Origin of the sequence: Alsobacter sp. KACC 23698 (genome assembly GCF_045348435.1) — a bacterium.
In the GTDB taxonomy this organism is placed as follows: Bacteria; Pseudomonadota; Alphaproteobacteria; order Rhizobiales; family Beijerinckiaceae; genus Alsobacter.
This window is the reverse complement of sequence record NZ_CP157484.1, coordinates 4,958,386-4,979,711: the sequence shown is the minus strand read 5'-3', so window position 1 is coordinate 4,979,711 and position 21,326 is coordinate 4,958,386. Positions and strand designations below refer to the sequence as shown.

Sequence of the window (21,326 nt, the reverse complement as noted above, 5' to 3'; positions counted from 1 at the left end):
AACCGCATCCGGCGATGATGCGTTGAAGCCGCATGGAGGCCTCCATGCGGACATGTCTCAGCATCGTTTTGTCCTGTGCGCTGGCGACCGCGGCGGCGGGCGCCGCCTTGGCGCAGGACCGCCCCGCCGGCTTGGCGCCGACGCCTGCCCAGCAGGGCGCGCAGGCCGACACGGCCCCGATTCGCAAGGATCCGGCCGACGCCACCGGCGCGATCACGCCCCGGCGCATCGGCCAGGAGAGCGAGCGAATCGTCGAGGGTCGCCGCTGTTCGGACGTGCTCCAGGCTCCCGACCAGCATCCGCACGCGATCTGGGTGCGCTGCAGGGCGAATTGACTGTTCCGGGCCAGCCCGGCGTGCGATTGCGACTTTTCAACGCAACGGCGATTTGCACGTCACTTCCACACCGACTACACCACTCATGGTTGAAATCGGTTGAGCCTCGGGAGTGACCATGGCGGCGGACACCCAAATCCTGAATCTCGATGCGATCCGGACGGCGCCCGTATCGCGCGAGCCCTACAGTTTCTTCCTGGCGTCCGGGGCGCTGAAGCCCGAGAAGATTGCGCAGCTTCGGGAGGAATTCCCGAACATCACGAAGCCCGGCTTCCTGACCGTCGACGACGTCGAGGTGAAGGGCGCCTTCCAGCAGCTCATCAACGAGCTGGAGGGACCGACCCTCACGGCGCTGTTGTCGGAGAAGTTCGGGATCGACCTTAGCCCGTATCCGCGCCTGACGACGATCCGCAAGATCTCCCAGGCCAAGGACGGCCGCCCGCACACCGACGGGCCCAGCAAGGTCATGACGCTGCTGGTCTACATGAACGACGACTGGGACGACGGCGGAGCCGGGCGCCTGCGCGTTCTGCGCGGACCGGAGAACTTCGACGACATGGTGCTGGAAGTCCCGCCGACCATGGGAACGCTGTTCGCTTTCCTGCGGGCGGACAATTCCTGGCACGGGCATCCGCCCTTCGCCGGCGAGCGCCGCGTGGTCCAGGTCGCCTGGGTAAAGGACGAGGCGGAGCTTGAGCGCAAGAAGAAGCGCAACAGCCTGGCCAAGCTCTTCAAGGGCATCTTCGGCCGCTGACGCGGGCCGCGCCGGGCGGGTTCGCGCGCCGGGCGAAAATGGATTATGAGCAGGGCTGAGCCCTGCGTGGATCCCGAACCGCCGCGCAGCACGCGGCGGTTTTCATTTCAGGTTCAAGCAACGGAATCGATGGCCAACAAGCCGGCTCGCTCCATCGTCAGCCAGGACGCCCTGCCCTATCTCCGCCGGCTCTGGGTCGACTGGATGCTGCCCCACTGGCGCACTCTGTCGCTCATTCTGCTGACCGTGATCGTGCTGGCCGGGGCGAGCAGCCTGTATCCGGTGGTCATCAAGCGGGCCTTCGACGCCTTCGACCAGCAGAACAAGCGCTTCGTCCAGATCGTGCCTTTCGTCGTCATCGTGGTGACGGCCGTGAAGGGCTTCGCCATGCTGGCCCAGTCGGTGCTGACCAACCGCGTGGTGACCCGCATCGAGGCCGACATGCAGTCGGCCCTTTACGCCAGCCTGATCGACGCGGACGTGGCGCAGCTCGGCCGCGAGGCGCCGGCCGCGCTGACGCAGCGCTTCACCACCGACTTCGCCTTCATCCGCGAGGCCCTGACCCGCCTCTCCACGGTGTTCCTGCGCGACGTCGCCACCGCGATCGCGGTGGTGGGCGTCATGTTCTGGATCGACTGGGAGGTGACCCTCATCGCCCTGGTGGTCTTGCCGTTGCTCGCGCCCGCGATCGCGCGAATCGGCAAGAAGCTGCGCCGGACGGCGCTCTCCACCCAGGAGCAGACGGCCCTGATGGCCAGCATGGTGTCGGAGAGCCTCTCCAGCATCCGCACCGCCAAGACCTACGGGCTCGAGGGCTACCTCAAGGACCGCGCCAGCGCGTTCTTCGAGCAGATCCGGCGGCTCAAGATGAAATCCGCCAACCAGCGCTCCAGGCTCGACCCCATCCTGGAGATCGGAGGCGGGTTCGCGGTCGCGGGCGTGCTGGTGTTCATCGGCTGGCGCATCATCAAGGGCCAGACCACGATCGGCGACTTCACCGGCTTCATCACGGCGCTGCTGCTGGCCGCGCAATCAATGCGCACGCTGGGGAACCTGAACGCCATCATGCAGGAGGCTGTGGCCTCGCTGTCGCGCGTCTTCGCCCTGATGGACGAGCGGCCGACCATCGTGGACCGGCCCGGCGCGGCGCCGATCCAGGTATCGCGCGGCGAGATCCGCTTCGAGAACGTCTTTTTCCGTTATGCGGGTCATGAATTCGCCGGGCGCGAGCCTGCGGCGGCCGGCGCGGCCGCCCTCGATGGGATCGATCTCGTCGCCCCGGGGGGGAAGATGACGGCGCTGGTGGGGCGCTCCGGGTCCGGCAAGTCGACCCTGATCTCGCTCGTGCCTCGCCTGTTCGAGGCGTCGGACGGCGCCGTACGCATCGACGGGGTCGACGTGCGCGACGTCTCGCTGGCCAGCCTGCGCTCCAAGGTGGCGGTGGTCACCCAGGAGGCCGTGCTTTTCGACGACACCGTCAAGGCGAACATCGCCTTCGGGCGGCCCGGCGCGACAGATCAGGAGATCGAGGCGGCCGCCCGGGCCGCGGCCGCGCACGACTTCATCGCCGCGCTGCCGCAGGGCTACGACACGAGAGTGGGCGACCGCGGGTCGCGCCTGTCGGGCGGCGAACGCCAGAGGCTGGCGCTGGCCCGCGCGCTGCTGAAGGACGCGCCGATCCTGGTGCTGGACGAGGCCACCAGCGCGCTCGACGCCGAGTCCGAACGCCTGGTGCAGGACGCCCTGGCGGTGCTGACGCGGGGCCGGACCTCGCTGGTGATCGCGCATCGGCTCTCCACCATCCGGCAGGCCGACCTCATCGTGGTGCTGGACCGCGGCCGCGTCGCCGAGACCGGCACGCACGACGGTTTGCTGGCCAAAGGCGGCATCTACGCCAAGCTGCACCGCCTCCAGGCGGGCGAGACGTCCGAATTCGCCGAATTCGGCCTCACTCGCGTCTGAGAAGCCCGTCGACCACGACGTCGGACCAGAAGCTCGGGCGAAATTCGCGCTCCAATGCCTCCGGGTCGTAGATGGTCTCGACCCATTCCAGGAACGGCACGCCCCGCGCGAGCCCCTCGGTGCGGTATTTTTCGAAAAACGCGTCGAGGATCCCGGTCTTGGCGAACTTGAAATGCCCATAGCGCAGGCCGAGCTGCGCCACGGCCTCGTCCAGCGGCCTGTTCTCGTGGATCAGCAGATAGAGCGCCGACATGAAGCCGGCGCGGTCGGCCCCTGACTTGCAGTGGACGAGCGCCGGGTAGTCGAGCGTGTCGAAGAACGCTTTGGCGGCCAGCACCGACTCGCGGTCCGGAGCGCCGCGCGAGCGGACAACGAAGTCGACCAAGGCGAGGCCCTCGCGCTCGCAGGCTTCCTTCTCGAGCGGCCAGGAGCCGTGCTGGCGCCCGCCGCGCAAATTCACCACCGTGCGCACGCCGGCCTTCGCGGCGGCGCGGATGTCGGCCGGTGCCGGCTGGGCGGCGCGCCAGAATTTAGGCGTCACCTGGTGACGGTTGAGGTAGGCCAGCCGGAACACGCCGTGGTCCGACGCCAGCATGTTGGTCCAGGCGCGGACACGGTCCCACAGGCCGGCGATCGGGCGATCCCAACGTTCGATGCGCGCCATGCGGCGGGCATAGCGGTCCTCCGGCTTCATCGAGCGCTTGAGCAAGTCGGCCACGGCTCCGGCGAGGTTTCGGTCCGGCGATGTCTGTCCGGCGTCGCGGCGCGATCCGGCGCGCCGCAGGTCATGGCTGCGCGCCATACCAGCCGCCGGCGCCCGCCGCAATCCCCACCCCTCGTGGGGGCTGGAGCTTGGCGGGCCGGCTCGCGGATCGGGCTTTACGACGCGATCTCGGCGGGCCTATTCTTCCCATGTGACCCAGGCCGCCATCTCCATCCGTCTCGCAAGGCCCGACGACGCCGCGGGGGTCGCCGCCGTGCACGATGCGGCGTGGCGCGAAGCCTATCGCGGCATCATCCCGGGACGGGACCTGGAGCGCATGGTGCAGCGGCGCGGCCCGCAATGGTGGAGCCGCATCATCGCCAGAGGCGGGCGCATCGCGGTGCTCGAATTCGACGACAAGGTCCGAGGCTATGCGAGCTACGGCCGCAACCGTCTGGCGGTGTCCCCGTACCGGGGCGAGATCTTCGAGCTTTATCTCTCGCCCGAGTTCCAGGGGCTCGGTTTCGGACGGCGGCTGTTCGACGCAGCCCGCCGCGACCTGATCGGCCACCGCATGGGTGGGCTGATCGTCTGGTCGCTCGCCGACAACGACCGCGCCATCGGGTTCTACCGCCATCTCGGGGGCATCAAGGTCCGCGAAATGGAGGAGCATTTCGGCTCCGAGGTGCGCCAGCGCTACGCCTTCGGGTGGAGCTGAGGCTCGGTTCGAAGGCGTCCATGCCCGGAAAGTCATCCTTGCCGCGTCCCGGGCCTCCGTCTAGATACCGCGGACCTTGCACTTGCCGCCGGCGCGAGAGCCGGCCTTCCGGAGAATCCTGATGCGCATAGACGCGGTGTCGATCGGCAAGAATCCGCCTCACGAGATCAACGTCATCATCGAGGTGCCGATCGGCGGCGAGCCCATCAAATACGAGATGGACAAGGCCTCCGGCGCGCTGGTGGTGGACCGCTTCCTCTACACGTCGATGCGCTATCCCGGCAATTATGGCTTCATCCCCCATACGCTTTCGGACGACGGCGACCCCTGTGACGTCATCGTGGCCAACACCCGCGCCATTGTGCCCGGCGCGGTGATGAGCGTGCGCCCGGTCGGGGTGCTGTTCATGGAGGATGAGGCAGGCGGCGACGAGAAGATCGTGGCCGTCCCATCGCCCAAGCTGACGCGCCGCTACGAGAACGTCCAGAACTACACGGATCTCCCGGCGATCACGATCGACCAGATCAAGCACTTCTTCGAGCACTACAAGGACCTGGAGACCAACAAGTGGGTCAAGGTGGTCCGCTGGGGAGACGCCGACGAGGCGCGCAAGCTGATCCTCGAGGGCGTCGAGCGCTACAAGGCCCAGAAGGACTGAGCGCCCGGGCTGGCGTCGGAGCTTCCTCCAGCTGCGCCTTGCTTGCGTCGCATCCATCGCCCATCAGTCGGAGCTTCGATTCGCGGCGTCCCGCCCCACCGACCGAAAGGACGACATGCTGCTGAGCCTGCGGGCCGTCCGGCTCCTCGCCATCATGGCCGCCCTCGCCCTTGCCGGGCTCGCGTCGTCCGCCCGAGACGGGCGGGCGCAGTGGCTGTTCGCCCAGGAAGATCCGGCGCCCGCCGTCCAGGCCGATCCCGCGCCGCCCCAGCAGGCGCCCCCGACCGCGACGGCGCAGCGCGCCAAGCTCGACGGGATCCGCCTGCAGCTCGACCAGCTGGAGGCCGGCGTCTCCCGCCGGGAGACCGACGAGGCCCTGCAGGCCGTCCGGCCGGCGCTCGAGCCGCTCGCCAACGCGGCGAGGGCGGTGGTGGCGGACCTGACCCCTCGGGCCGACGCCATCCGGTCCCGCCTGAAGGAGCTCGGCCCCAAGCCGGACGACAAGGCCGCGCCGGAGAGCGCCGACGTCTCTCGCGAGCGGGACGATCGCATGGCGGCCCTGGCCGACGTCGACGAGACCATCCGCCTCGCCCGCGCGCTGTTGGTGCAGTCGGACCAGATCGACAAGGAGGTGGTGGACCGCCGCCGGGACCTCTTCGCCAAGCGGCTGTTCCAGGGCTCGGAGAGCATTGTCTCGCCGGGGCTGTGGAGCGACGTGTTCCGGACAGCGCCGCACGATTTCCGGGCGATTTCGATCGTGGCCGGCGACGCCATGGAGCGCGCGAGGCAGCGTCTGTCGCCAGCCGGCGCCGCGGCCTTTGCGGGCGCGCTCGCCCTCGCGCTCGTCCTGATCCTGCCTGTTCGGCGGTTTTCTCTCGCGTTCGTTAAGCGCGACCGGCTCGCGGGCCAGCCCAACCGGTTCCAGAAAGCGCTGGCGGCCGCCACCATCACGCTGGTCAGCGCGGTGGCCCCGGTGCTGGCGGCCTATCTGCTGTTCCAGATCGTGCGCTCGCTGCAGCTGCTGCCCGACCGACTTGAACCCGTGTTCGCGTCTTTGGTGGGCGGCGTGGCCTTCATCAGCTTCGTGCAGGGCCTCGCCGACGGGCTGCTGGCGCCGGGGCGAATGAACTGGCGCCTCTACAACATCTCGGACGACCGCGCGACCTGGCTGACGCGCCTCGCCACGATCGTGGCGGTGCTGCTGGTCGCCAGCCGCGTGTTGGAGACGGTGTACGCCAGCATCGCGGCCGGCCTGAAGCTCACGGTGGCCACCAAGGGACTGTTCGCCATCGCGGTGGCGGGCGTGATCGCGCGGACGCTGCAGCTCATCCGCAGCGTCGATTCCTGCGACGAGGCCGCGTTCGGGCCGCATGTGTCGACCGAGCCCGACCTCACTGGCCCGTTTAGGATCGCGGGCTGGCTCCTGGTGTCGGTGGTCGCCGTCGCGGTGCTGCTGGGCTACGTCTCCTTCGCCTGGTTCCTGGCGGAGCAGATCGCCTGGGTGGGCATCGTCGCCGCGGTCGTGATGCTGTCGATGACGCTGCTGGACGAGTTCGTGCTGGGCGCCTTCTCGGACCGGGGGCGGACGTCGCGGCTGATGCAGGCCACGGTCGGGCTGTCGCGCGGGTCGCTCGAGCAGATCGGCATCCTGGCGTCGGGTCTGGGCCGCGTCGCCCTGATCGGGCTCGCGGCGCTGCTGCTGCTCGCGCCCTGGGGGGTGGAGTCCGGCGATGTGTTCTCGTCGGTCCGCGCGCTGTTCTTCGGCGTAACGGTCGGCGGCGTGACCCTGTCGCTCTCCACCGTCCTGCTGGCGGTGGTGTTCTTCGCGATCGGCATCTTCGCCACCCGGGCCGTGCAGCGCTGGCTTCGGACGAAGTACCTGCCGCACACGACGCTCGACGCGGGCCTGCGCAACTCCATCACGATGGGGATCGGCTATCTGGGCGTCGTGCTGACGTCGGCCGTGTCGGTGAGCTATCTCGGGCTGAGCCTGGACAAGCTGACCATCGTGGCCGGCGCCCTGTCCGTCGGCATCGGCTTCGGGCTCCAGTCCATCGTCAACAACTTCGTCTCCGGCCTGATCATCCTGGCCGAGCGCAGCATCCGGGTCGGCGACTGGATCGTGGTCAGCGGCGAACAGGGGCATGTGCGTAAGATCAATGTCAGGGCGACCCAGATCGAGACCTTCGACCGCGGGACCCTCATCGTGCCCAACTCCAATCTGGTGTCGGGCGTGGTCAAGAACTGGGTCCATTCCGACCGGATCGGCCGGGTGCTGATTTCGGTGCCGGCGCCCCGGCACGCCGACGCGGACCAGATCGCCGCGATGCTGCGCAGCGTCGCCGGCGAGCACGAGGAGGTGCTGGAGGATCCGCCGCCGCGCGTCCTGTTCAAGACCATCAAGGGCGACGAACTCAGCTTCGATCTCATCTGCTTCGTCGGCGACGTCGACCTGGTCTCGCGCGTGTCGAGCGACCTGACCTTCGCGGTGTTCAGGCGGCTGCGCGAGTTCGGCATCGGGACGCCGCCCGGACCGCCCAAATTCGAGATCGAGGGCATTTCCGACCTGCGCGCCGAGGTGGAGGCGCTGCGCCTCACCTTCGGCCAGCCGCGCCCCCGGCGGACGCAGGAGACCGGGCCGAACGGGGCCGGGCGCGCCCAGAGCGAAGCGGGCAAGGACGAGGACCCCCAGGCGTGATGCACCACAACCAGAAGACCCGCTGGCTCCCGGCGGCTCTCGCCGGCCTCGGCCTGGCGGGCTGCACGACGCCCGAAGGGCCCGCGCCGTCGGCGACGCCGACCTTTTACCATCGCCTGGACCAGGGCGGACGACTGGACGAGGAGGCCGCGGTCTCGATGATCAACGCCTACCGGGCCAAGAACGGGCTTGGACCGCTGGCGCTCGACCCCGAACTCGTCGCCGAGGCGCGGCGCCGCGCCGCCACGGTCGCCGACAATGACACGTTGACCTGGGGCGAAACTCCGAATGTGGGGGTGCAAAAGGCGTCGGTCGGAGGCCGCTCGGAGCGGGTCTCGGCGGGCTATCGGACGCTGGCCGAGGCCTTCTCCGGCTGGCGGGACTCGCCGCCCCACAACCGGGTGCTGCTCGCGCCGTCCGGCGGACGGCTCGGGATCGCGGCCGTGGATCGGCCCGGGGCGAAGTACCGCGTCTACTGGGACATCATCGTCAGCAGCGGCCCGTCCTGAGGGCTGGCGGGCGCCCTTGCGTCAGAACCGGCCGGAGGGGAGCGGCGGCGCTTCCTTCAGCAGAGTGATGGTGACGCGCCGATTCGCCGGCAGATAGGGGTTGTCCGGGAACATCGGCTCGGTGTCGGCCTTGCCGGACACGGACGAGAACCGGTTCTCCGGCAGGCCCGCTCCCGCCAGGATCTCGCGCACGACCGCGGCCCGGCCGACGGAGAGGTCCCACGCGGTCCAGCCCGGCCGCGATCCGGGCCGCGACGCGGAGGTGTGCCCGCTGATGGCGAGGCGGTTCGGCAGCTTGCGGATGGCCGGCGCGATGGCGGCCAGCACCCGCCGGGTGCGATCGAAGGGCTCTTTCGATCCGTCCGGGAACATCGCCCGGCCGTCCTGGTCCACCAGGGACACGTTGAGACCCTCGCGGGTCTCCTCGATGATGATGTTCTTGGAGACCTCGGTGATCTCGGGCATGTCCTGCAGCGCCTGGCGCAGCGAAGCCGCGGCGAGCGCGAAGGCCCGGTCGAACGATGTCACCGCGATGCCGTCGTCGGGGCGGTCGAACTGGCTCGGCGCCGTGAAGTCGGAACCCTGCTCGGGCGGGGCCTGCTTGATGTTCTTCAGGTTAGGCCGCGTCGGGATGCCATCGGACTCGATCACGCCGGCGAAGCGCGATTCGCGCTGCACGCCGAAGGCGTCGCGCATCGAGCCTGCGACCGCCTGCATCTTCTTTTGGTCCTGGGTCGACATGGCGGTGAGCATGACGAAGAAGCTCATCAGCAACGCCATGAGGTCTGCGAAGGTGACGAACCACCCGTGACCGCCGCCGTGAGCCGCTTTCTTGCGCGCCATCGCCTCGCCCCCCGTCGCCGGTCAGGCCGCTTCGGCCAGGTCGTGGCGGGTGTGGTCGGGAAGATAGGCGAGCAGCATCTCGCGCACGATCGTCGGGGACTTGGCGTCGCGAATCTGCAGGATCCCGTCGATGATCAGCGTCCGGGAGATGTCCTCCTCCTCCAGCTTCAGGTGGAGTTTGTCGGCGATCGGAAGGCACAGCAGGTTGCCGACGAGCGCGCCATAGAGCGTCGCCAGGAGCGAGACCGCCATGAAGGGGCCGAGCTTGGAGGGGTCCTCCATGTTGGCGAACATCTGCACCATGCCGACCAGCGTGCCGATCATGCCCCAGGCCGGCGCGGCGTCGCCGATGTGGCGGTAGATCTTCTGGCCCTCGTCGAGCCGCTGCAGGAAGTTGTCGCGGTCGCGCTCCATGGTGTCGCGGATGAAGTCGCGGTCGTAGCCGTCGGCCAGGAACCGGATGCCCTGCGCCAGGAACACGTCGTCGACCTGGACGTTCTCGAGCGCCATCGGGCCGCTCTTGCGGACGGTGTCGGCGATCTTGGTGATCTCGTCGATGAGGTCGCGCGGATGCATGCTGCGCATCGTGAACGCGAATTTGATCCCCATCGGGAAGCCGTGCAGCATCGCCGAGAACGGAAACCGGATGATGGTGGCCGCCGTGCAGCCGCCACCGATCACGATCACGGCGTGGATGTCGTAGTACAGCGAGAAACTGCCGCCCATGGCGATCAGCAAGACGACCACCCCGATGCCCAGGACGAGGCCGACCGCGGTTGCGAAATCCATGACGTGGGGTCCCGACGTTCTGGGCTACAGGCGGGCGCTTCTGCACCCTACACGGGTTGCATCCTAGATATGACCGGCTGAAAGAACGGTTAAGCGTCGCTCAAGCACGGATCCGTTGTTGTCATGTGGGCGTTCAGACTGGAATAAGATCCCTCGTGGACAATTCCGGGACCCCTGATGCTCACCTTTCGGCTCTATCTTCGCGTGCTGCGGCAACTCGGGCCCGAGGCGCGGCTGGGCGTCCTCCTGGCCGTCGCCAATGTGGGGCTGGCCATCGCGCAGTTCGCCGAGCCGCTGCTGTTTGGCCGAATCATCGACCTGCTGTCGCACGCGCAGGCGACCGGAGTCGCGCCGAGCTGGGGCGAGCTCGCGCCGCTGATCTCCGTGTGGGTGCTGTTCGGCCTGTTCACCATCGGGGGCGGGGTGCTGGTGGCGCTGCATGCAGACCGCATCGCGCATCGCCGCCGGCTCGCCGTGATGGCCAACTTCTTCGAGCATGTGCTGACTTTGCCGCTCTCCTTCCACGCCGCGACCCATTCGGGGCGCGTCCTCAAGGTGATGCTGGACGGAGCCGGCGGCATGCAGGGGCTGCTGCTGTCGTTCTTCCGCGAGCACTTCGCGTCCTTCGTGACGCTGGTGGTGCTGCTGCCGCTGAGCCTGTTCATCAACTGGCGCCTGGGCGGGCTGCTGCTGCTGCTCCTGCTCGTCTTTACGCTCCTCACCGCGGGCGTGCTTCGCAAGACCGAGACGATGCAGGGCTCGGTGGAGCGCTATAACTCGTCGCTGGCCGAGCATGCGTCGGACGCGCTCGGCAACGTGCCGGTGATCCAGAGCTTCACCCGCATCGAGCATGAGACGCGGGCCATGCGCAGCCTAACCGACCAGCTGCTGAGCGCGCAGATCCCGGTGCTGTCCTGGTGGGCGGTGGCGGCCGTCGCAACGCGGGCTTCCGCCACGCTGACGATCCTCGGCATCTTCCTGCTCGGCACCTATCTCAACCTGAAGGGCCTTGCGACCGTCGGCCAGATCGTGGCGTTCATGAGCCTCGCCACCATGCTGATCGCCAAGATGGAGCAGGTGGTCACCTTCATCAACACGCTGTTCCTGCAGGTGCCGAAGCTGCGCGAGTTCTTCGACGTGCTGGACACGACGCCGGCCGTGCGGGACGCCCCGGGCGCGCCGGATCTCGGCCGGGCCGTCGGCGAGGTGACGTTCGATTCGGTCAGCTTCTCGTATGACGGCAAGCGTCCGGCCGTGGCGGACGTGTCCTTCTCGGTGCGGCCGGGAGAGACCGTCGCGCTGGTCGGGGCGACCGGCTCTGGCAAGTCCACCACCCTGGCGCTGCTGCATCGCGCCTTCGACCCGCAATCGGGCCGGATCACGATCGACGGACACGACATCCGGAACGTGTCCCTGACCTCGCTGCGGCGGAACATCGGCGTCGTCTTCCAGGAGCCGATGCTGTTTGCGCGGGAGATCGACGAGAACCTGAAAGTCGGCAAGCCTGACGCGACGGACGCCGAGATCCAGCTCGCGCTGGAACGCGCCCAGGCGTCCGAGTTCATCAAACGGCTTCCGGCCGGCGTCGACACGATGGTGGGCGAGCGCGGACGATCGCTGTCGGGCGGCGAACGCCAGCGCATCTCCATCGCCAGGGCGCTCCTGAAGGACCCGCCGATCCTGATCCTGGACGAGGCGACCTCCGCGCTCGACGCGACGACCGAGCAGAAGCTTCAGCTGGCCCTGGAGGAAGTCATGGCGGGGCGGACGACCTTCGTGATCGCCCACAGGCTCGCGACGATCCGGTCAGCCGACCGCATCCTGGTGTTCGACCAGGCCCGGATCGTCGAATCGGGCACCTTCGACGAACTGGTGGCCAAGGGCGGCCGCTTTGCGACGCTGGCCAAGGCGCAGTTCATCGACCAGCCGGTCCGGCCGGCTCAGGACGCCATCGTCACGGGCTGAGGCCGCCCGGCGCCGGATCCTCGACGCCAGCCCGATAGTCGGGCGGTGCGGCAGGGCGACGCGGGGAAGCGGGCACGCGGCTGCCCGGGATCCGAGCAATCTGGTCGCCCAGCTCCAGAAGGAGCATGTCGAGGAAGCTCGCCACCATGGGTTCGCGTTGGGAGGACGCAAGCCGCCTTGCGCTGATGCATAGGGATTGAATGTGCTGCAGGCGCTCGACCTGATTCATGCCGACCTCAAAGTCCGGCGTCGCCGGGAGCGCGATCGGGCTTCGCCAAACCGCGCCGGGCCAGCAGACGTCAGGATAAAACATCCCTTCGTAGCGCTGCAGCCCCTCTCGCCGAAAAGGCCAGGACTGCAGCCCGCAATGACGTGCGCCGCCAACTTGGGCCTGCTGCAAGCCAGACCGGATCAAGACATCCTCGCCCCGGACGGTCAGCCGGCCTTCGCTCGCCAGAGACAGGCTTCGCGACGCACGCTGGCACTTAGCCAGCATTCGACGCTTTCAGCAAGCGTCCCGCTCGCGCCCGAGGTCCGCGGGCGCGCTTGCTGGACGGTGATTTCTTCCCAGGTCGGCGCGATGATTGCGCGCGCCGGTGTATTGAGGTGCAATGACCTTCGTAAGCAACTTGGAGAGGCATGTGCCCCGCTACATCATTCTGGACAACGTCACGGGCTCGATCGTCGCCGATACGCTCGATCTCGACGGTCCGCCCCGCGAGGAGAGCCCCCTCGACGCCGTCCGTCGCTATGACGACCTCACCGTGGAGGGCCAGCGCAGCTACGCCCAGGAGCATCCCAGCGCGGCGCTGAACGACGTGCTCGGCTATCTCGTCTATCTGGCGCCGGACGACTACCCGAAGATCAAGGACGGCGACGACCAGGACGTCATCGACGCGATGATCGCGGCCTGCGAGCCGGCCGCCTTCGTGGAGGTCCGTGAGAGCTGATCGGAGCCGGCTGGCGTTCCGCCTCAGAAGCGGGGACGGGCCGGATTGAAGCCGGGATCGTATTTGCGCATCTCGGCCGCATCGTCGCGCTTGCGCAGCCCGCATTCGACATAGTTCCGGTGCAGGCGCGCCAGGGCCGCACGATCGAGGCGGACGCCGAGGCCTGGCCCCGTTGGCGGCGCCAGGGCGCCGCCCGTGATGGCGAGTTTCCCGCCCTCGATGACCTCGTCGGACTGCCACGGATAATGGGTGTCGCAGGCGTAAGCCAGGTTGGGGATCGTTACGCCCACATGCGTCATCGCGGCGAGGCTGACTCCCAGATGCGAATTGGAGTGCATGGAGATCCCGAGGCCGAAGACGCGGCCGATCCAGGCCAGGTGCTGGGTCGCTCGCAGCCCGCCCCAGTAATGGTGATCCGACAGGATCACCTGGACGGCGTTGAGGCGGATCGTCTCGGGGATATGCCCGAACGCGATCGTGCACATGTTGGTGGCGAGCGGCATCGGGGCGAAGGTGGCGACCTCGCCCATCTCGTGCAGGCTGTTGACCGGATCCTCGCAGTATTCGAGCAGCCCGTCGAGCCGCGGCATGAGCCGGCGCGTGGTCTCGACCGACCAGCCGCCATTCGGGTCGATGCGCAGCGGATGGCCGGGGAACGCGGCGCGCAGCGCCTCGAGGGCGTCGATCTCGGCGTCCGGTTCGAAGACGCCGGCCTTCAGCTTGATCGAGCCGAAGCCGTACTGGTCGACCATGCGCCGCGCCTCGCCGACTATCTGCTCGGGCGTCAGCACCTCGCCCCAGTCGTCCGAGGGGTCGGGCGCATCCCGATGCTGGGCGAATTTGTAGAACAGATAGGCGCTATAGGGCACGCGGTCGCGCACCGCGCCGCCCAGGATCGCGTGCAGGGGCAAGCCGGCGATCTGGCCCTGGAGGTCCAGGAACGCCACCTCGAAAGCCCCGACGGTCGTCGCCCGGGCCTTGTCGCCGGCGGGCGGGAAGAGAGCGCCAGGATCGCCGATCGGCGGCACGGCGCCGTACACGGCCTGGGTCAGGCCGTTCAGATCGAATGGAGAGAGGCCGACCAGCGCGGCGCGCACGCGCTCCAGGTCGGCCAGCGTGGCGAGGTCGCCATAGCTTTCGCCCAGCCCGACGAGGCCATTTTCCAGCTCGACCTCGATGATGCTGCGCAGCGCCCATGGCTCGTGCACGCCCGCCACGTTGAGGAGCGGCGGGTCCCTGAACGCGATCGCGGTCACCCGGACGCCCGCGATGCGATGATCCGCCCTGCTCATGCGTCCTCCCCCGTGAGAGCCGATCCGTCCGCGCCATCAAATCGCATCAACTCCCGCGATTGACAGCGCCGCTGGCTCCCTTCAAATCTGAAATATCAAGTTTGAAGGCCGGATCAAGCGTTGCGCGGGACCACAGCTCGACAGGGGCCAGGGAGCGGGAACGACGAGGGGGCGACGGGCAGGCCCGTCCTGGCCGCGGGGGCGCTGCGCGTGGCGCTTGCGCCGGCACAGGGCGGCCGCATCGCCAGCTTCTGGCGTGAAAACGAAAGCGGTCCCATCGACATCCTGGTGCCGATGGCGGACGCGCCGTTTCCGCCCGAAGCCTGGCCAAAGGCCGGCTGCTACCCGCTGGCCCCCTTCTCCAACCGCATCCGCGACGGACGCTTCGAGTTTGGAGGGCGGGAGATCCGCCTGCCGGCGCACCCGGCCTGCCCGCCGCACGCGCTGCACGGTTTTTCGCAGCTCCGGCCCTGGAGCCTGGCGCTCTGTGGCCCGGCCGCAGCCGTGATGACCTACGCGCATACGCCGGACGCGTGGCCCTGGGCCTTTACGGCGACCCAGACCGTGAGCCTCACGCCGGAGGGGCTCACGGTCGACCTCGCGATCCGCAATGACGACCCCGGGTCCGCAATGCCGGTAGGGCTCGGGCTGCATCCCTATCTGGCGATCGCGCAGGGCGACCGGATCCGGTTCACGGCGACGCATGAATGGGCGCAGGACGACGCCGGCTGCGCGACCGCGTCGGCGCCGTTGCCGCCGGGGGAGGTCCGGTACGACCGTCCGCATGGGCCGGAGGGCGTCACCCGCTACCTGTCGGGCTGGGACGGGCGCGCCGAGATCGCGCGCCAAGACGGCGGGCGGGTGCTGATCGCCGGATCGGGCGCCCTGGACCAGCTCGTGTTCCACACGCCCGACGGCGGGGCCTATGCGTGTATCGAGCCGGTGAGCCATGTCGCGGACGCCTTCAACCTGGCCGCCCGCGACGTCCCGGCGACCGGGATTCGGACAGCCCGGCCGGGCGAGACGGTCAGCGGGAGCATGACGCTTACGCTGGAATGACAAGCCGACCCGTTCGGCCCAAGATCGACGAAACGGCGCAACGACGCCGACCCAGGGAGGAGACGAGACATGACCAGCACGAAGGACGAAGCCGGGCCTCGGCTCGCGCGCCGCAGGGTCCTCCAGGGCCTGGCGGGCGCGGCCGCCATGACGGTTCTGCCGGGCGCGCTGCGGGCGCAGGCTGCCGGCAAGGAAGCGCCGGCGCTGGCCAAGCTCGTCGGCGAGGGCAAGCTCGCCGCACTGGCGCAACGCCTGCCCGAGAAGCCCATGGTGGTGACGCCCTTTGAGAAGGTGGGCGTCTATGGCGGCTCGCTGCGCCGCGGGTTGCGCGGCAGCGCCGACCATAACGGGATCCTGCGGATGGTCGGCAACCAGGGCCTCGTGCGCTGGAACCTGCAGTTCACCGAGCCGCTCCCCAACGTGGCGGAGCGCTGGGAGGTGAACGCCGACTCCACCGAATTCACCTTCTTCCTGCGCAAGGGCATGAAGTGGTCGGACGGCAAGCCCTTCACGGCTGACGACATCGTGTTTGCGGTGGAGGACTGCGCCAAGAACTCGGAGCTTTACAAGTCCGTCCCGAGCCCGCTCGTGATCGCCGGCAAGGCCGGAACGGCCACCAAGGTGGACGAGACGACGGTGAAGTTCACCTTCGCGAGCCCGTACGCGCTGTTCCTGGACCTCATGGCGACGCCGCTCGGCCAGCACCCGACGCTGTTTCCCAAGCACTACTGTGGCCAGTTCCACCCCAAATATAACCCGGCCGTCGCCGACCTCGTGAAGCAGGCCAACGTCTCCGATTGGGGCGCGCTGTTTCGCATCAAGTGCGGCGACATCGAGATCCCGTCGCGCTGGGGCAACCCGGACAAGCCGACCATCGACCCGTGGGTGGTGAAGGAGCCCTACACGGGCGGCGCGACGCGCGTCACCATGGAGCGCAATCCCTATTTCTGGCAGGTCGACACGGAGGGGAACCAGCTCCCCTATATCGACCGGATCTCGTTCTCGATCTCGCAGGACGTGGAATCGCTGATGCTGGACGCCGTGTCGGGCCGCCTCGACATCCAGGACCGGCACATCGACACGCTGCAGAACAAGCCGACCTTGTCGCAGAACATGAAGAAGGGCGGCTACAGGCTGGTCGAGCTGATCGCGTCCTCGTCGCAGCAGTGCCAGATCTACTTCAACATCACGCACAAAGACCCGAAAATGCGCGAGATGCTGGGCAACAAGGAGTTCCGGCAGGCGCTCTCGCTCGGCATGGACCGCAAGGAGATCATCGACATCGTGTATCTGGGCCAGTCCGAGCCCTACCAGGCCGGGCCGCGGCCGGGTCATCCCTGGTTCAACGAGAAGCTCGGCCGCCAGTACACCGAGTTCGACAAGGCCAAGGCCAACGCCATGCTGGACAAGCTCGGCTACAACAAGAAGGACGCGCAGGGCATGCGCCTGCGGCCGGACGGCCAGAAGGTGTTCTTCGCGATCGACGTGATCCCGACGCTGTATCCCGACCTCGTGGACGTGCTGGAGCTGGTGAAGCGCCACTGGGCCGACATCGGCGTCGACATGAAGGTGAACACCATCGAGCGCGCGCTCTACTACACGCGGGGCGACAACAACGACCATGACGCGGCCGTGTGGCCGGGCCCCGGCGGGCTCGATCCCATGCTCGACCCGCGCGACTACTTCGCCCAGCATCCGCAGGGCTCGCGCTACGCCGTGCCGTGGACGCTCTGGTACGTGTCTGGCGGCAAGGACGGGCAGGAGCCGCCGGACGGCCAGAAGCAGCGCATGAAGCTGTTCGACGACGCCCGCGCGACGTCGGACCTGAAGAAGCGCGGCGAGATCATGAAGCAGGTCTTCGATCTCGCGGCCGACGCCTTCGAGACCATGGGCGTGTGCCTGGCGGTCAACAATTTCGGCGTCGTCAAGACGAACCTGAAGAACGTGCCCGAGAAGTACCCGAACGCCTGGACCTGGCCGAACCCCGGCCCGGCGCTGCCGCAGCAGTTCTACTTCACGACGTAGCGCCACTCGCTGTCATCCCCGGCCGTAACCGCGAAGCGGCGGAGGGGAAGGGGATCCAGTCTCTTCGGAAACGATCGGCTGGATCCCCTTCCCGGCGCTTCGCGCCGCCGGGGATGACGGAGCGGGTTCGGACCGCAAAGGGCCCCGCATGCTCAAGTTCATCGCCAAGCGCGTGCTGTGGATGATCCCCTCGCTGGTGGTCATCAGCTTCATGGCTTTCGTGCTCATCCAGTTGCCGCCGGGCGACTACGTGACGACCTACATCGCCACGTTGGCGGCCTCCAACGAGGTCGTGGACCAGAACACGGCCGCGGACCTGCGCGCCCGGTTCGGGCTCGATCAGCCAATGATCATCCAGTACTGGAAATGGATCAGCGGCATCCTGCTGCGCGGCGATTTCGGGCTCAGCTTCGAGTGGCAGCAGCCCGTCGGCGACCTGATCTGGGAGCGCATGGCGCTCACGCTGGTGCTGACCTTCGCGACACTGCTGGCGACGTGGGGGCTCGCCTTGCCGATCGGCATCTTCTCGGCGGTGCGCAAATATTCGATCGGCGATTACATCGCGACGTTCTTTTCCTTCCTGGGCCTTGCGATCCCGTCCTTCCTGCTGGCGCTGGTGCTGATGTACCTCGCGGCCGTGGAGTGGGGGCAGGAAGTCGGCGGGCTGTTCTCCGAGCAGTATCTCGCCGCGCCCTGGAGCCTCGCCAAGGTGTGGGACCTCATGGGCCATCTCTGGATCCCGGTGATCATCCTGGCGGTGTCGGGCACCGCGAGCCTCATCCGGGTGATGCGCGCCAACATGCTGGACGAGCTTAACAAGGCCTACGTCACCACGGCGCGCGCCAAGGGGCTGTCGGAGTTTCGGCTCCTGATGAAGTACCCGGTGCGGCTGGCGCTCAACCCCTTCATCTCCACCATCGCGTGGCTGCTGCCCAACCTCGTGTCCGGCTCCATCATCGTCGCGATCGTGCTCAGCCTGCCCACCGCCGGGCCTCTGCTGCTCCAATCGCTGATGAGCCAGGACATGTACCTGGCCGGCGCCTTCATCCTGCTGATCTGCACGCTCACGCTGATCGGCTCCCTGATCAGCGACATCCTGCTCGCGCTGGTCGACCCGCGCATCCGGCTGGAGTAGGCGCATGACGGACGTCGCTTTCGCGGCCATCGACGAGCGCAAGGTCGCGGTCGCGTCGCAATGGCAGCTGGTCTGGTGGGCGTTCAAGCGCCACAGGCTGGCGATGATCGGGCTGTGGGTGACGGCGTTCTTTTACCTGATCGCCGTGATCCCGGGCTTCTTCGCCATCAACGACCCCTCGCAGCAGAACGCGCGGGCCGCCTACCAGCCGCCGCAGGGGCTGCACTTCATCGACAGGGGAGCTGACGGGAGCTGGGCGTTCCGGCCGTATTTCCATCCCACGACGCTGAAGCGCGATTCGCAGACGCTCGCTGCCGTCCATGTGCCGGACACGAGCCGCAAAATCTACGTGACGATGTTCGGCGAGGGGTACGAGTATTCGGTACTGGGCCTTTTCAGCGCCCGCACGCACCTGTTCGTCTCCTCGGAGGCGCGGCAGCCGCTGTTCCTGCTCGGCGCCGACCGGCTCGGGCGCTGCGTGTGGAGCCGCATCATGCAGGGGACGCAGATCTCGCTGTCGGTCGGCCTCGTGGGCGTGTTCCTGTCGTTGCTGCTCGGCATCGTGCTGGGCGGCATCTCCGGATATTACGGCGGGCGGATCGACTTCGTGATCCAGCGCACCATCGAGTTCATCCTGGCGCTGCCGACGATCCCGATCTGGCTCGCCATGGCGGCGGCGCTGCCGCAGGATTGGCCGGCGACGCTGAACTACTTCATGATCACCGTGATCCTGAGCCTGACCGGCTGGGCGCAGCTCGCCCGCGTGGTGCGCGGCCGGTTCCTCAGCCTGCGCACGGAGGAGTTCGTCACGGCCGCGCGGCTCGACGGCGCATCCGAGGGGCGCATCATCTTCCGGCACATGCTGCCGAGCTTCGCCAGCCACATCATCGCGTCCATCACGCTCGCGATCCCGGCCATGATCCTGGCCGAGACGTCCCTGTCGTTTCTCGGCCTTGGCCTGCAGCCGCCCACCATCTCGTGGGGCGTGCTGCTGCGCGAGGCGCAGAACATCCGCTCCATCGCGACCGCGCCCTGGCTGTTTGCGCCGGGCGTCGCCGTGGTGATCGCCGTGATCGCCCTCAACTTCCTGGGAGACGGACTGCGCGACGCCGCTGATCCGTACAACAAATGACCGTCGTGGACCTCTCCTCCCGCCGTGCCGACGCCCTCGCGGCCCCGCCCCGTGCGGTGCTGGAGGTGCGCGACCTCGTCACGCATTTCCCCACCCGCACGGGCGTCGTGAAGGCCGTGGACGGCGTGTCCTTCACGGTGGAGCGCGGCAAGACGCTGTGCGTGGTCGGCGAGTCCGGCTCCGGCAAGAGCGTCACGGCGCGCTCGATCCTGCAGATCGTCGACCAGCCCGGGCGCATCGTGAGCGGCTCCATGCTGCTGCGCCGGCCGGACGGAAGCGCGGTCGACCTCGCGACCCTCCATCCGCGCGGCCGCGAGATCCGCGCCGTGCGCGGCGCCGAGATCGCGATGATCTTCCAGGAGCCGATGTCGTCGCTGTCGCCCGTCCACACGGTCGGCGACCAGATCATGGAGGTGCTGCTGCTCCATCTGCGCCTGTCCAAGAAGGAGGCGCGCGCCCGCACGGTGGAGTTGCTGCGGCAGGTCGAGATCCCCAATCCCGACAAGGCGGTGGACCGCTACACCTTCGAGTTCTCGGGCGGCATGCGCCAGCGCGTGATGATCGCGATGGCGCTCGCGTGCAATCCCGCCATGCTGATCGCCGACGAGCCCACCACGGCGCTCGACGTCACCACGCAGGCCGAGATCCTCGACCTCATCAAGCGCCTGCAGCAGCAGCACGGCATGGCGGTAATGTTCATCACGCACGACATGGGCGTGGTGGCGGAGATCGCCGACGAGGTGCTGGTGATGTACCATGGCAAGGTCATGGAGGCCGGGCCGGTCGACCAGATCTTCCACGCGCCGCAGAACGACTACACCAAGATGCTGATCGGCTCGGTGCTGAAGCTCGAGCAGAAGGCCGAGATCCGGCTGAAGCGCGCGCCCATCGCCGAGGACGCGCCGTCGGTGATCGAGATCGACAATCTCAAGATGCATTTCGGCTCGCCCGCCGCGCCGATCCGGGCCGTGGACGACGTATCCCTGCAGGTGAAGGCCGGCGAGACGCTCGGTATCGTGGGCGAGTCCGGCTCAGGCAAGACCACCATGGGCCGCTGCCTGCTGCGCATCTACCAGCCCACCGGCGGCGCCATGCGCTACCGCAAGGCGGACGGGACGGTGGTGGACCTCGTCACGGCCGACAAGGAGACGCTGAAGCTCTGCCGGCGCGAGATCCGGATGATCTTCCAGGACCCGGTCGGGTCGCTGAACCCGCGCATGACGGTGGCGCAGATCATCGGCGAGCCGTTGCTGGTGAACGGGATCGCGAAGGGCTCGGAGTTGGACGACCGCGTGTCGGTCCTGATGGACCAGGTGGGGCTGAACCCCGACTGGCGCGAGCGCTACCCGCACGCCTTCTCGGGCGGCCAGCGCCAGCGCATCGGCATCGCGCGCGCCATCTCGCTCAACCCGCGCGTGATCGTGGCCGACGAGGCCACCTCGGCGCTCGACGTGTCGCTGCGCTCGCAGATGCTGGACCTGATGATGCGGCTGCAGGACGAGCTGAAGCTCTCCTACGTGTTCATCAGCCACGACATCGGCGTGATCCGCTACATGTGCGACCGCGTCTCGGTGATGTACCAGGGCAGGGTGGTGGAAACCGGCTCCACCGACCAGGTCTGCGACGCCCCGCAGCACGCCTACACGCAGGCGCTCCTCTCCGCTATTCCGCGTCCCGACCCCCGCCTGCGCAGCATGCACAAGCGCCACCGGTACATCGCGTGAGCGTCGTGGCGTTTCCTCCCTGCCGTCATCCCCGGCGGCGCGTAGCGCCGGGAAGGGGATCCAGAGCAGCCGCGC

At 68.1% G+C, this 21,326-nt stretch carries 19 protein-coding genes; 14 read left to right on the top strand and 5 right to left on the bottom strand.

The genetic code is table 11. The features are described 5' to 3' along the window. The first annotated feature begins 44 nt into the window (after positions 1-44). From ABEG18_RS23855 to ABEG18_RS23845, 3 genes are all read left to right on the top strand, one after another. Entirely contained in the window at positions 45-335 is a 291-nt protein-coding gene (locus ABEG18_RS23855) for a hypothetical protein (RefSeq protein WP_406855526.1), read from the top strand. 118 nt (positions 336-453) lie between these two features. Further along, complete coding sequence (locus tag ABEG18_RS23850; protein WP_406855525.1) at positions 454-1,089, top strand: 2OG-Fe(II) oxygenase; 636 nt, start codon at positions 454-456, stop codon at positions 1,087-1,089. A gap of 129 nt (positions 1,090-1,218) precedes the next feature. Further along, complete coding sequence (locus ABEG18_RS23845; RefSeq protein ID WP_406855524.1) at positions 1,219-3,051, top strand: ABC transporter ATP-binding protein; 1,833 nt, start codon at positions 1,219-1,221, stop codon at positions 3,049-3,051. On the opposite strand, the gene ABEG18_RS23840 is transcribed toward ABEG18_RS23845, so the two are convergent. Beyond that, on the bottom strand, positions 3,038-3,760 hold the full coding sequence (locus tag ABEG18_RS23840; RefSeq protein ID WP_406858697.1) for a fused DSP-PTPase phosphatase/NAD kinase-like protein: 723 nt from the start codon (positions 3,758-3,760) through the stop codon (positions 3,038-3,040). The genes ABEG18_RS23845 and ABEG18_RS23840 overlap by 14 nt on opposite strands. 205 nt (positions 3,761-3,965) lie before the next feature. Here ABEG18_RS23840 and ABEG18_RS23835 point away from each other — a divergent pair, with 205 nt between their 5' ends. The 4 genes from ABEG18_RS23835 to ABEG18_RS23820 all read left to right on the top strand — a co-directional run bounded on the left by ABEG18_RS23835 (position 3,966) and on the right by ABEG18_RS23820 (position 8,337). After that, a complete protein-coding gene (locus ABEG18_RS23835; RefSeq protein ID WP_406855523.1) occupies positions 3,966-4,472 on the top strand; it encodes an N-acetyltransferase family protein in 507 nt (168 codons plus the stop codon). Positions 4,473-4,593: 121 nt separating this feature from the next. After that, a complete protein-coding gene (gene ppa / locus ABEG18_RS23830; RefSeq protein ID WP_406855522.1) occupies positions 4,594-5,130 on the top strand; it encodes an inorganic diphosphatase in 537 nt (178 codons plus the stop codon). A 115-nt stretch (positions 5,131-5,245) separates the two neighbouring features. Then, entirely contained in the window at positions 5,246-7,828 is a 2,583-nt protein-coding gene (locus ABEG18_RS23825) for a DUF3772 domain-containing protein (protein ID WP_406855521.1), read from the top strand. After that, positions 7,828-8,337 carry a CAP domain-containing protein gene (locus ABEG18_RS23820; protein ID WP_406858696.1) on the top strand — a complete coding sequence of 170 codons (510 nt, stop codon included), beginning with the start codon at positions 7,828-7,830 and terminating at the stop codon, positions 8,335-8,337. The genes ABEG18_RS23825 and ABEG18_RS23820 overlap by 1 nt, the downstream gene beginning before the upstream one ends. 21 nt (positions 8,338-8,358) lie before the next feature. On the opposite strand, the gene ABEG18_RS23815 is transcribed toward ABEG18_RS23820, so the two are convergent. Both ABEG18_RS23815 and ABEG18_RS23810 read right to left on the bottom strand, forming a co-directional pair. Beyond that, on the bottom strand, positions 8,359-9,180 hold the full coding sequence (locus ABEG18_RS23815) for a flagellar motor protein MotB (protein WP_406855520.1): 822 nt from the start codon (positions 9,178-9,180) through the stop codon (positions 8,359-8,361). A 21-nt stretch (positions 9,181-9,201) separates the two neighbouring features. Next, a complete protein-coding gene (locus ABEG18_RS23810) occupies positions 9,202-9,969 on the bottom strand; it encodes a motility protein A (protein WP_406855519.1) in 768 nt (255 codons plus the stop codon). A gap of 177 nt (positions 9,970-10,146) precedes the next feature. On the opposite strand from ABEG18_RS23810, the gene ABEG18_RS23805 reads away from it, so the two are divergent. Further along, positions 10,147-11,934: a glucan ABC transporter ATP-binding protein/ permease gene (locus ABEG18_RS23805; protein WP_406855518.1), complete on the top strand. Its 1,788-nt coding sequence runs from the start codon at positions 10,147-10,149 to the stop codon at positions 11,932-11,934. Here the strand turns inward: ABEG18_RS23805 and ABEG18_RS23800 are convergent. Next, a complete protein-coding gene (locus ABEG18_RS23800) occupies positions 11,924-12,430 on the bottom strand; it encodes a hypothetical protein (protein ID WP_406855517.1) in 507 nt (168 codons plus the stop codon). The two genes, ABEG18_RS23805 and ABEG18_RS23800, sit on opposite strands and share 11 nt — an antisense overlap. A gap of 145 nt (positions 12,431-12,575) precedes the next feature. On the opposite strand from ABEG18_RS23800, the gene ABEG18_RS23795 reads away from it, so the two are divergent. Next, entirely contained in the window at positions 12,576-12,884 is a 309-nt protein-coding gene (locus ABEG18_RS23795; RefSeq protein ID WP_406855516.1) for a hypothetical protein, read from the top strand. Positions 12,885-12,907: 23 nt separating this feature from the next. Here ABEG18_RS23795 and ABEG18_RS23790 read toward each other — a convergent pair whose 3' ends face one another. Then, on the bottom strand, positions 12,908-14,176 hold the full coding sequence (locus tag ABEG18_RS23790) for an enolase C-terminal domain-like protein (RefSeq protein WP_406855515.1): 1,269 nt from the start codon (positions 14,174-14,176) through the stop codon (positions 12,908-12,910). A 210-nt stretch (positions 14,177-14,386) separates the two neighbouring features. Here ABEG18_RS23790 and ABEG18_RS23785 point away from each other — a divergent pair, with 210 nt between their 5' ends. The 5 genes from ABEG18_RS23785 (at position 14,387) to ABEG18_RS23765 (ending at position 21,251) form a co-directional block, all read left to right on the top strand. Further along, a complete protein-coding gene (locus ABEG18_RS23785; protein WP_406855514.1) occupies positions 14,387-15,235 on the top strand; it encodes an aldose 1-epimerase in 849 nt (282 codons plus the stop codon). Positions 15,236-15,304: 69 nt separating this feature from the next. After that, positions 15,305-17,260, top strand: coding sequence for an ABC transporter substrate-binding protein (locus ABEG18_RS23780; protein ID WP_406855513.1), 1,956 nt, complete (start codon positions 15,305-15,307; stop codon positions 17,258-17,260). Positions 17,261-17,408: 148 nt separating this feature from the next. After that, entirely contained in the window at positions 17,409-18,395 is a 987-nt protein-coding gene (locus ABEG18_RS23775; RefSeq protein ID WP_406855512.1) for an ABC transporter permease, read from the top strand. A 4-nt stretch (positions 18,396-18,399) separates the two neighbouring features. Further along, a complete protein-coding gene (locus ABEG18_RS23770; protein ID WP_406855511.1) occupies positions 18,400-19,527 on the top strand; it encodes an ABC transporter permease in 1,128 nt (375 codons plus the stop codon). Further along, positions 19,524-21,251, top strand: coding sequence for an ABC transporter ATP-binding protein (locus ABEG18_RS23765; RefSeq protein WP_406855510.1), 1,728 nt, complete (start codon positions 19,524-19,526; stop codon positions 21,249-21,251). Before ABEG18_RS23770 ends, ABEG18_RS23765 begins: the two co-directional genes overlap by 4 nt. The last annotated feature ends 75 nt before the right edge of the window (positions 21,252-21,326 follow it).

What these genes read in the sequence shown, in the direction of transcription:
- ABEG18_RS23855 (WP_406855526.1), top strand. Translation starts at nt 45, where the DNA reads ATGCGGACATGTCTCAGCATCGTTTTGTCCTGTGCGCTGGCGACCGCG.
- ABEG18_RS23850 (WP_406855525.1), top strand. Translation starts at nt 454, where the DNA reads ATGGCGGCGGACACCCAAATCCTGAATCTCGATGCGATCCGGACGGCG.
- ABEG18_RS23845 (WP_406855524.1), top strand. Translation starts at nt 1,219, where the DNA reads ATGGCCAACAAGCCGGCTCGCTCCATCGTCAGCCAGGACGCCCTGCCC.
- ppa (WP_406855522.1), top strand. Translation starts at nt 4,594, where the DNA reads ATGCGCATAGACGCGGTGTCGATCGGCAAGAATCCGCCTCACGAGATC.
- ABEG18_RS23825 (WP_406855521.1), top strand. Translation starts at nt 5,246, where the DNA reads ATGCTGCTGAGCCTGCGGGCCGTCCGGCTCCTCGCCATCATGGCCGCC.
- ABEG18_RS23820 (WP_406858696.1), top strand. Translation starts at nt 7,828, where the DNA reads ATGCACCACAACCAGAAGACCCGCTGGCTCCCGGCGGCTCTCGCCGGC.
- ABEG18_RS23815 (WP_406855520.1), bottom strand. Translation starts at nt 9,180, where the DNA reads ATGGCGCGCAAGAAAGCGGCTCACGGCGGCGGTCACGGGTGGTTCGTC.
- ABEG18_RS23810 (WP_406855519.1), bottom strand. Translation starts at nt 9,969, where the DNA reads ATGGATTTCGCAACCGCGGTCGGCCTCGTCCTGGGCATCGGGGTGGTC.
- ABEG18_RS23805 (WP_406855518.1), top strand. Translation starts at nt 10,147, where the DNA reads ATGCTCACCTTTCGGCTCTATCTTCGCGTGCTGCGGCAACTCGGGCCC.
- ABEG18_RS23800 (WP_406855517.1), bottom strand. Translation starts at nt 12,430, where the DNA reads ATGCTGGCTAAGTGCCAGCGTGCGTCGCGAAGCCTGTCTCTGGCGAGC.
- ABEG18_RS23790 (WP_406855515.1), bottom strand. Translation starts at nt 14,176, where the DNA reads ATGAGCAGGGCGGATCATCGCATCGCGGGCGTCCGGGTGACCGCGATC.
- ABEG18_RS23780 (WP_406855513.1), top strand. Translation starts at nt 15,305, where the DNA reads ATGACCAGCACGAAGGACGAAGCCGGGCCTCGGCTCGCGCGCCGCAGG.
- ABEG18_RS23775 (WP_406855512.1), top strand. Translation starts at nt 17,409, where the DNA reads ATGCTCAAGTTCATCGCCAAGCGCGTGCTGTGGATGATCCCCTCGCTG.
- ABEG18_RS23770 (WP_406855511.1), top strand. Translation starts at nt 18,400, where the DNA reads ATGACGGACGTCGCTTTCGCGGCCATCGACGAGCGCAAGGTCGCGGTC.
- ABEG18_RS23765 (WP_406855510.1), top strand. Translation starts at nt 19,524, where the DNA reads ATGACCGTCGTGGACCTCTCCTCCCGCCGTGCCGACGCCCTCGCGGCC.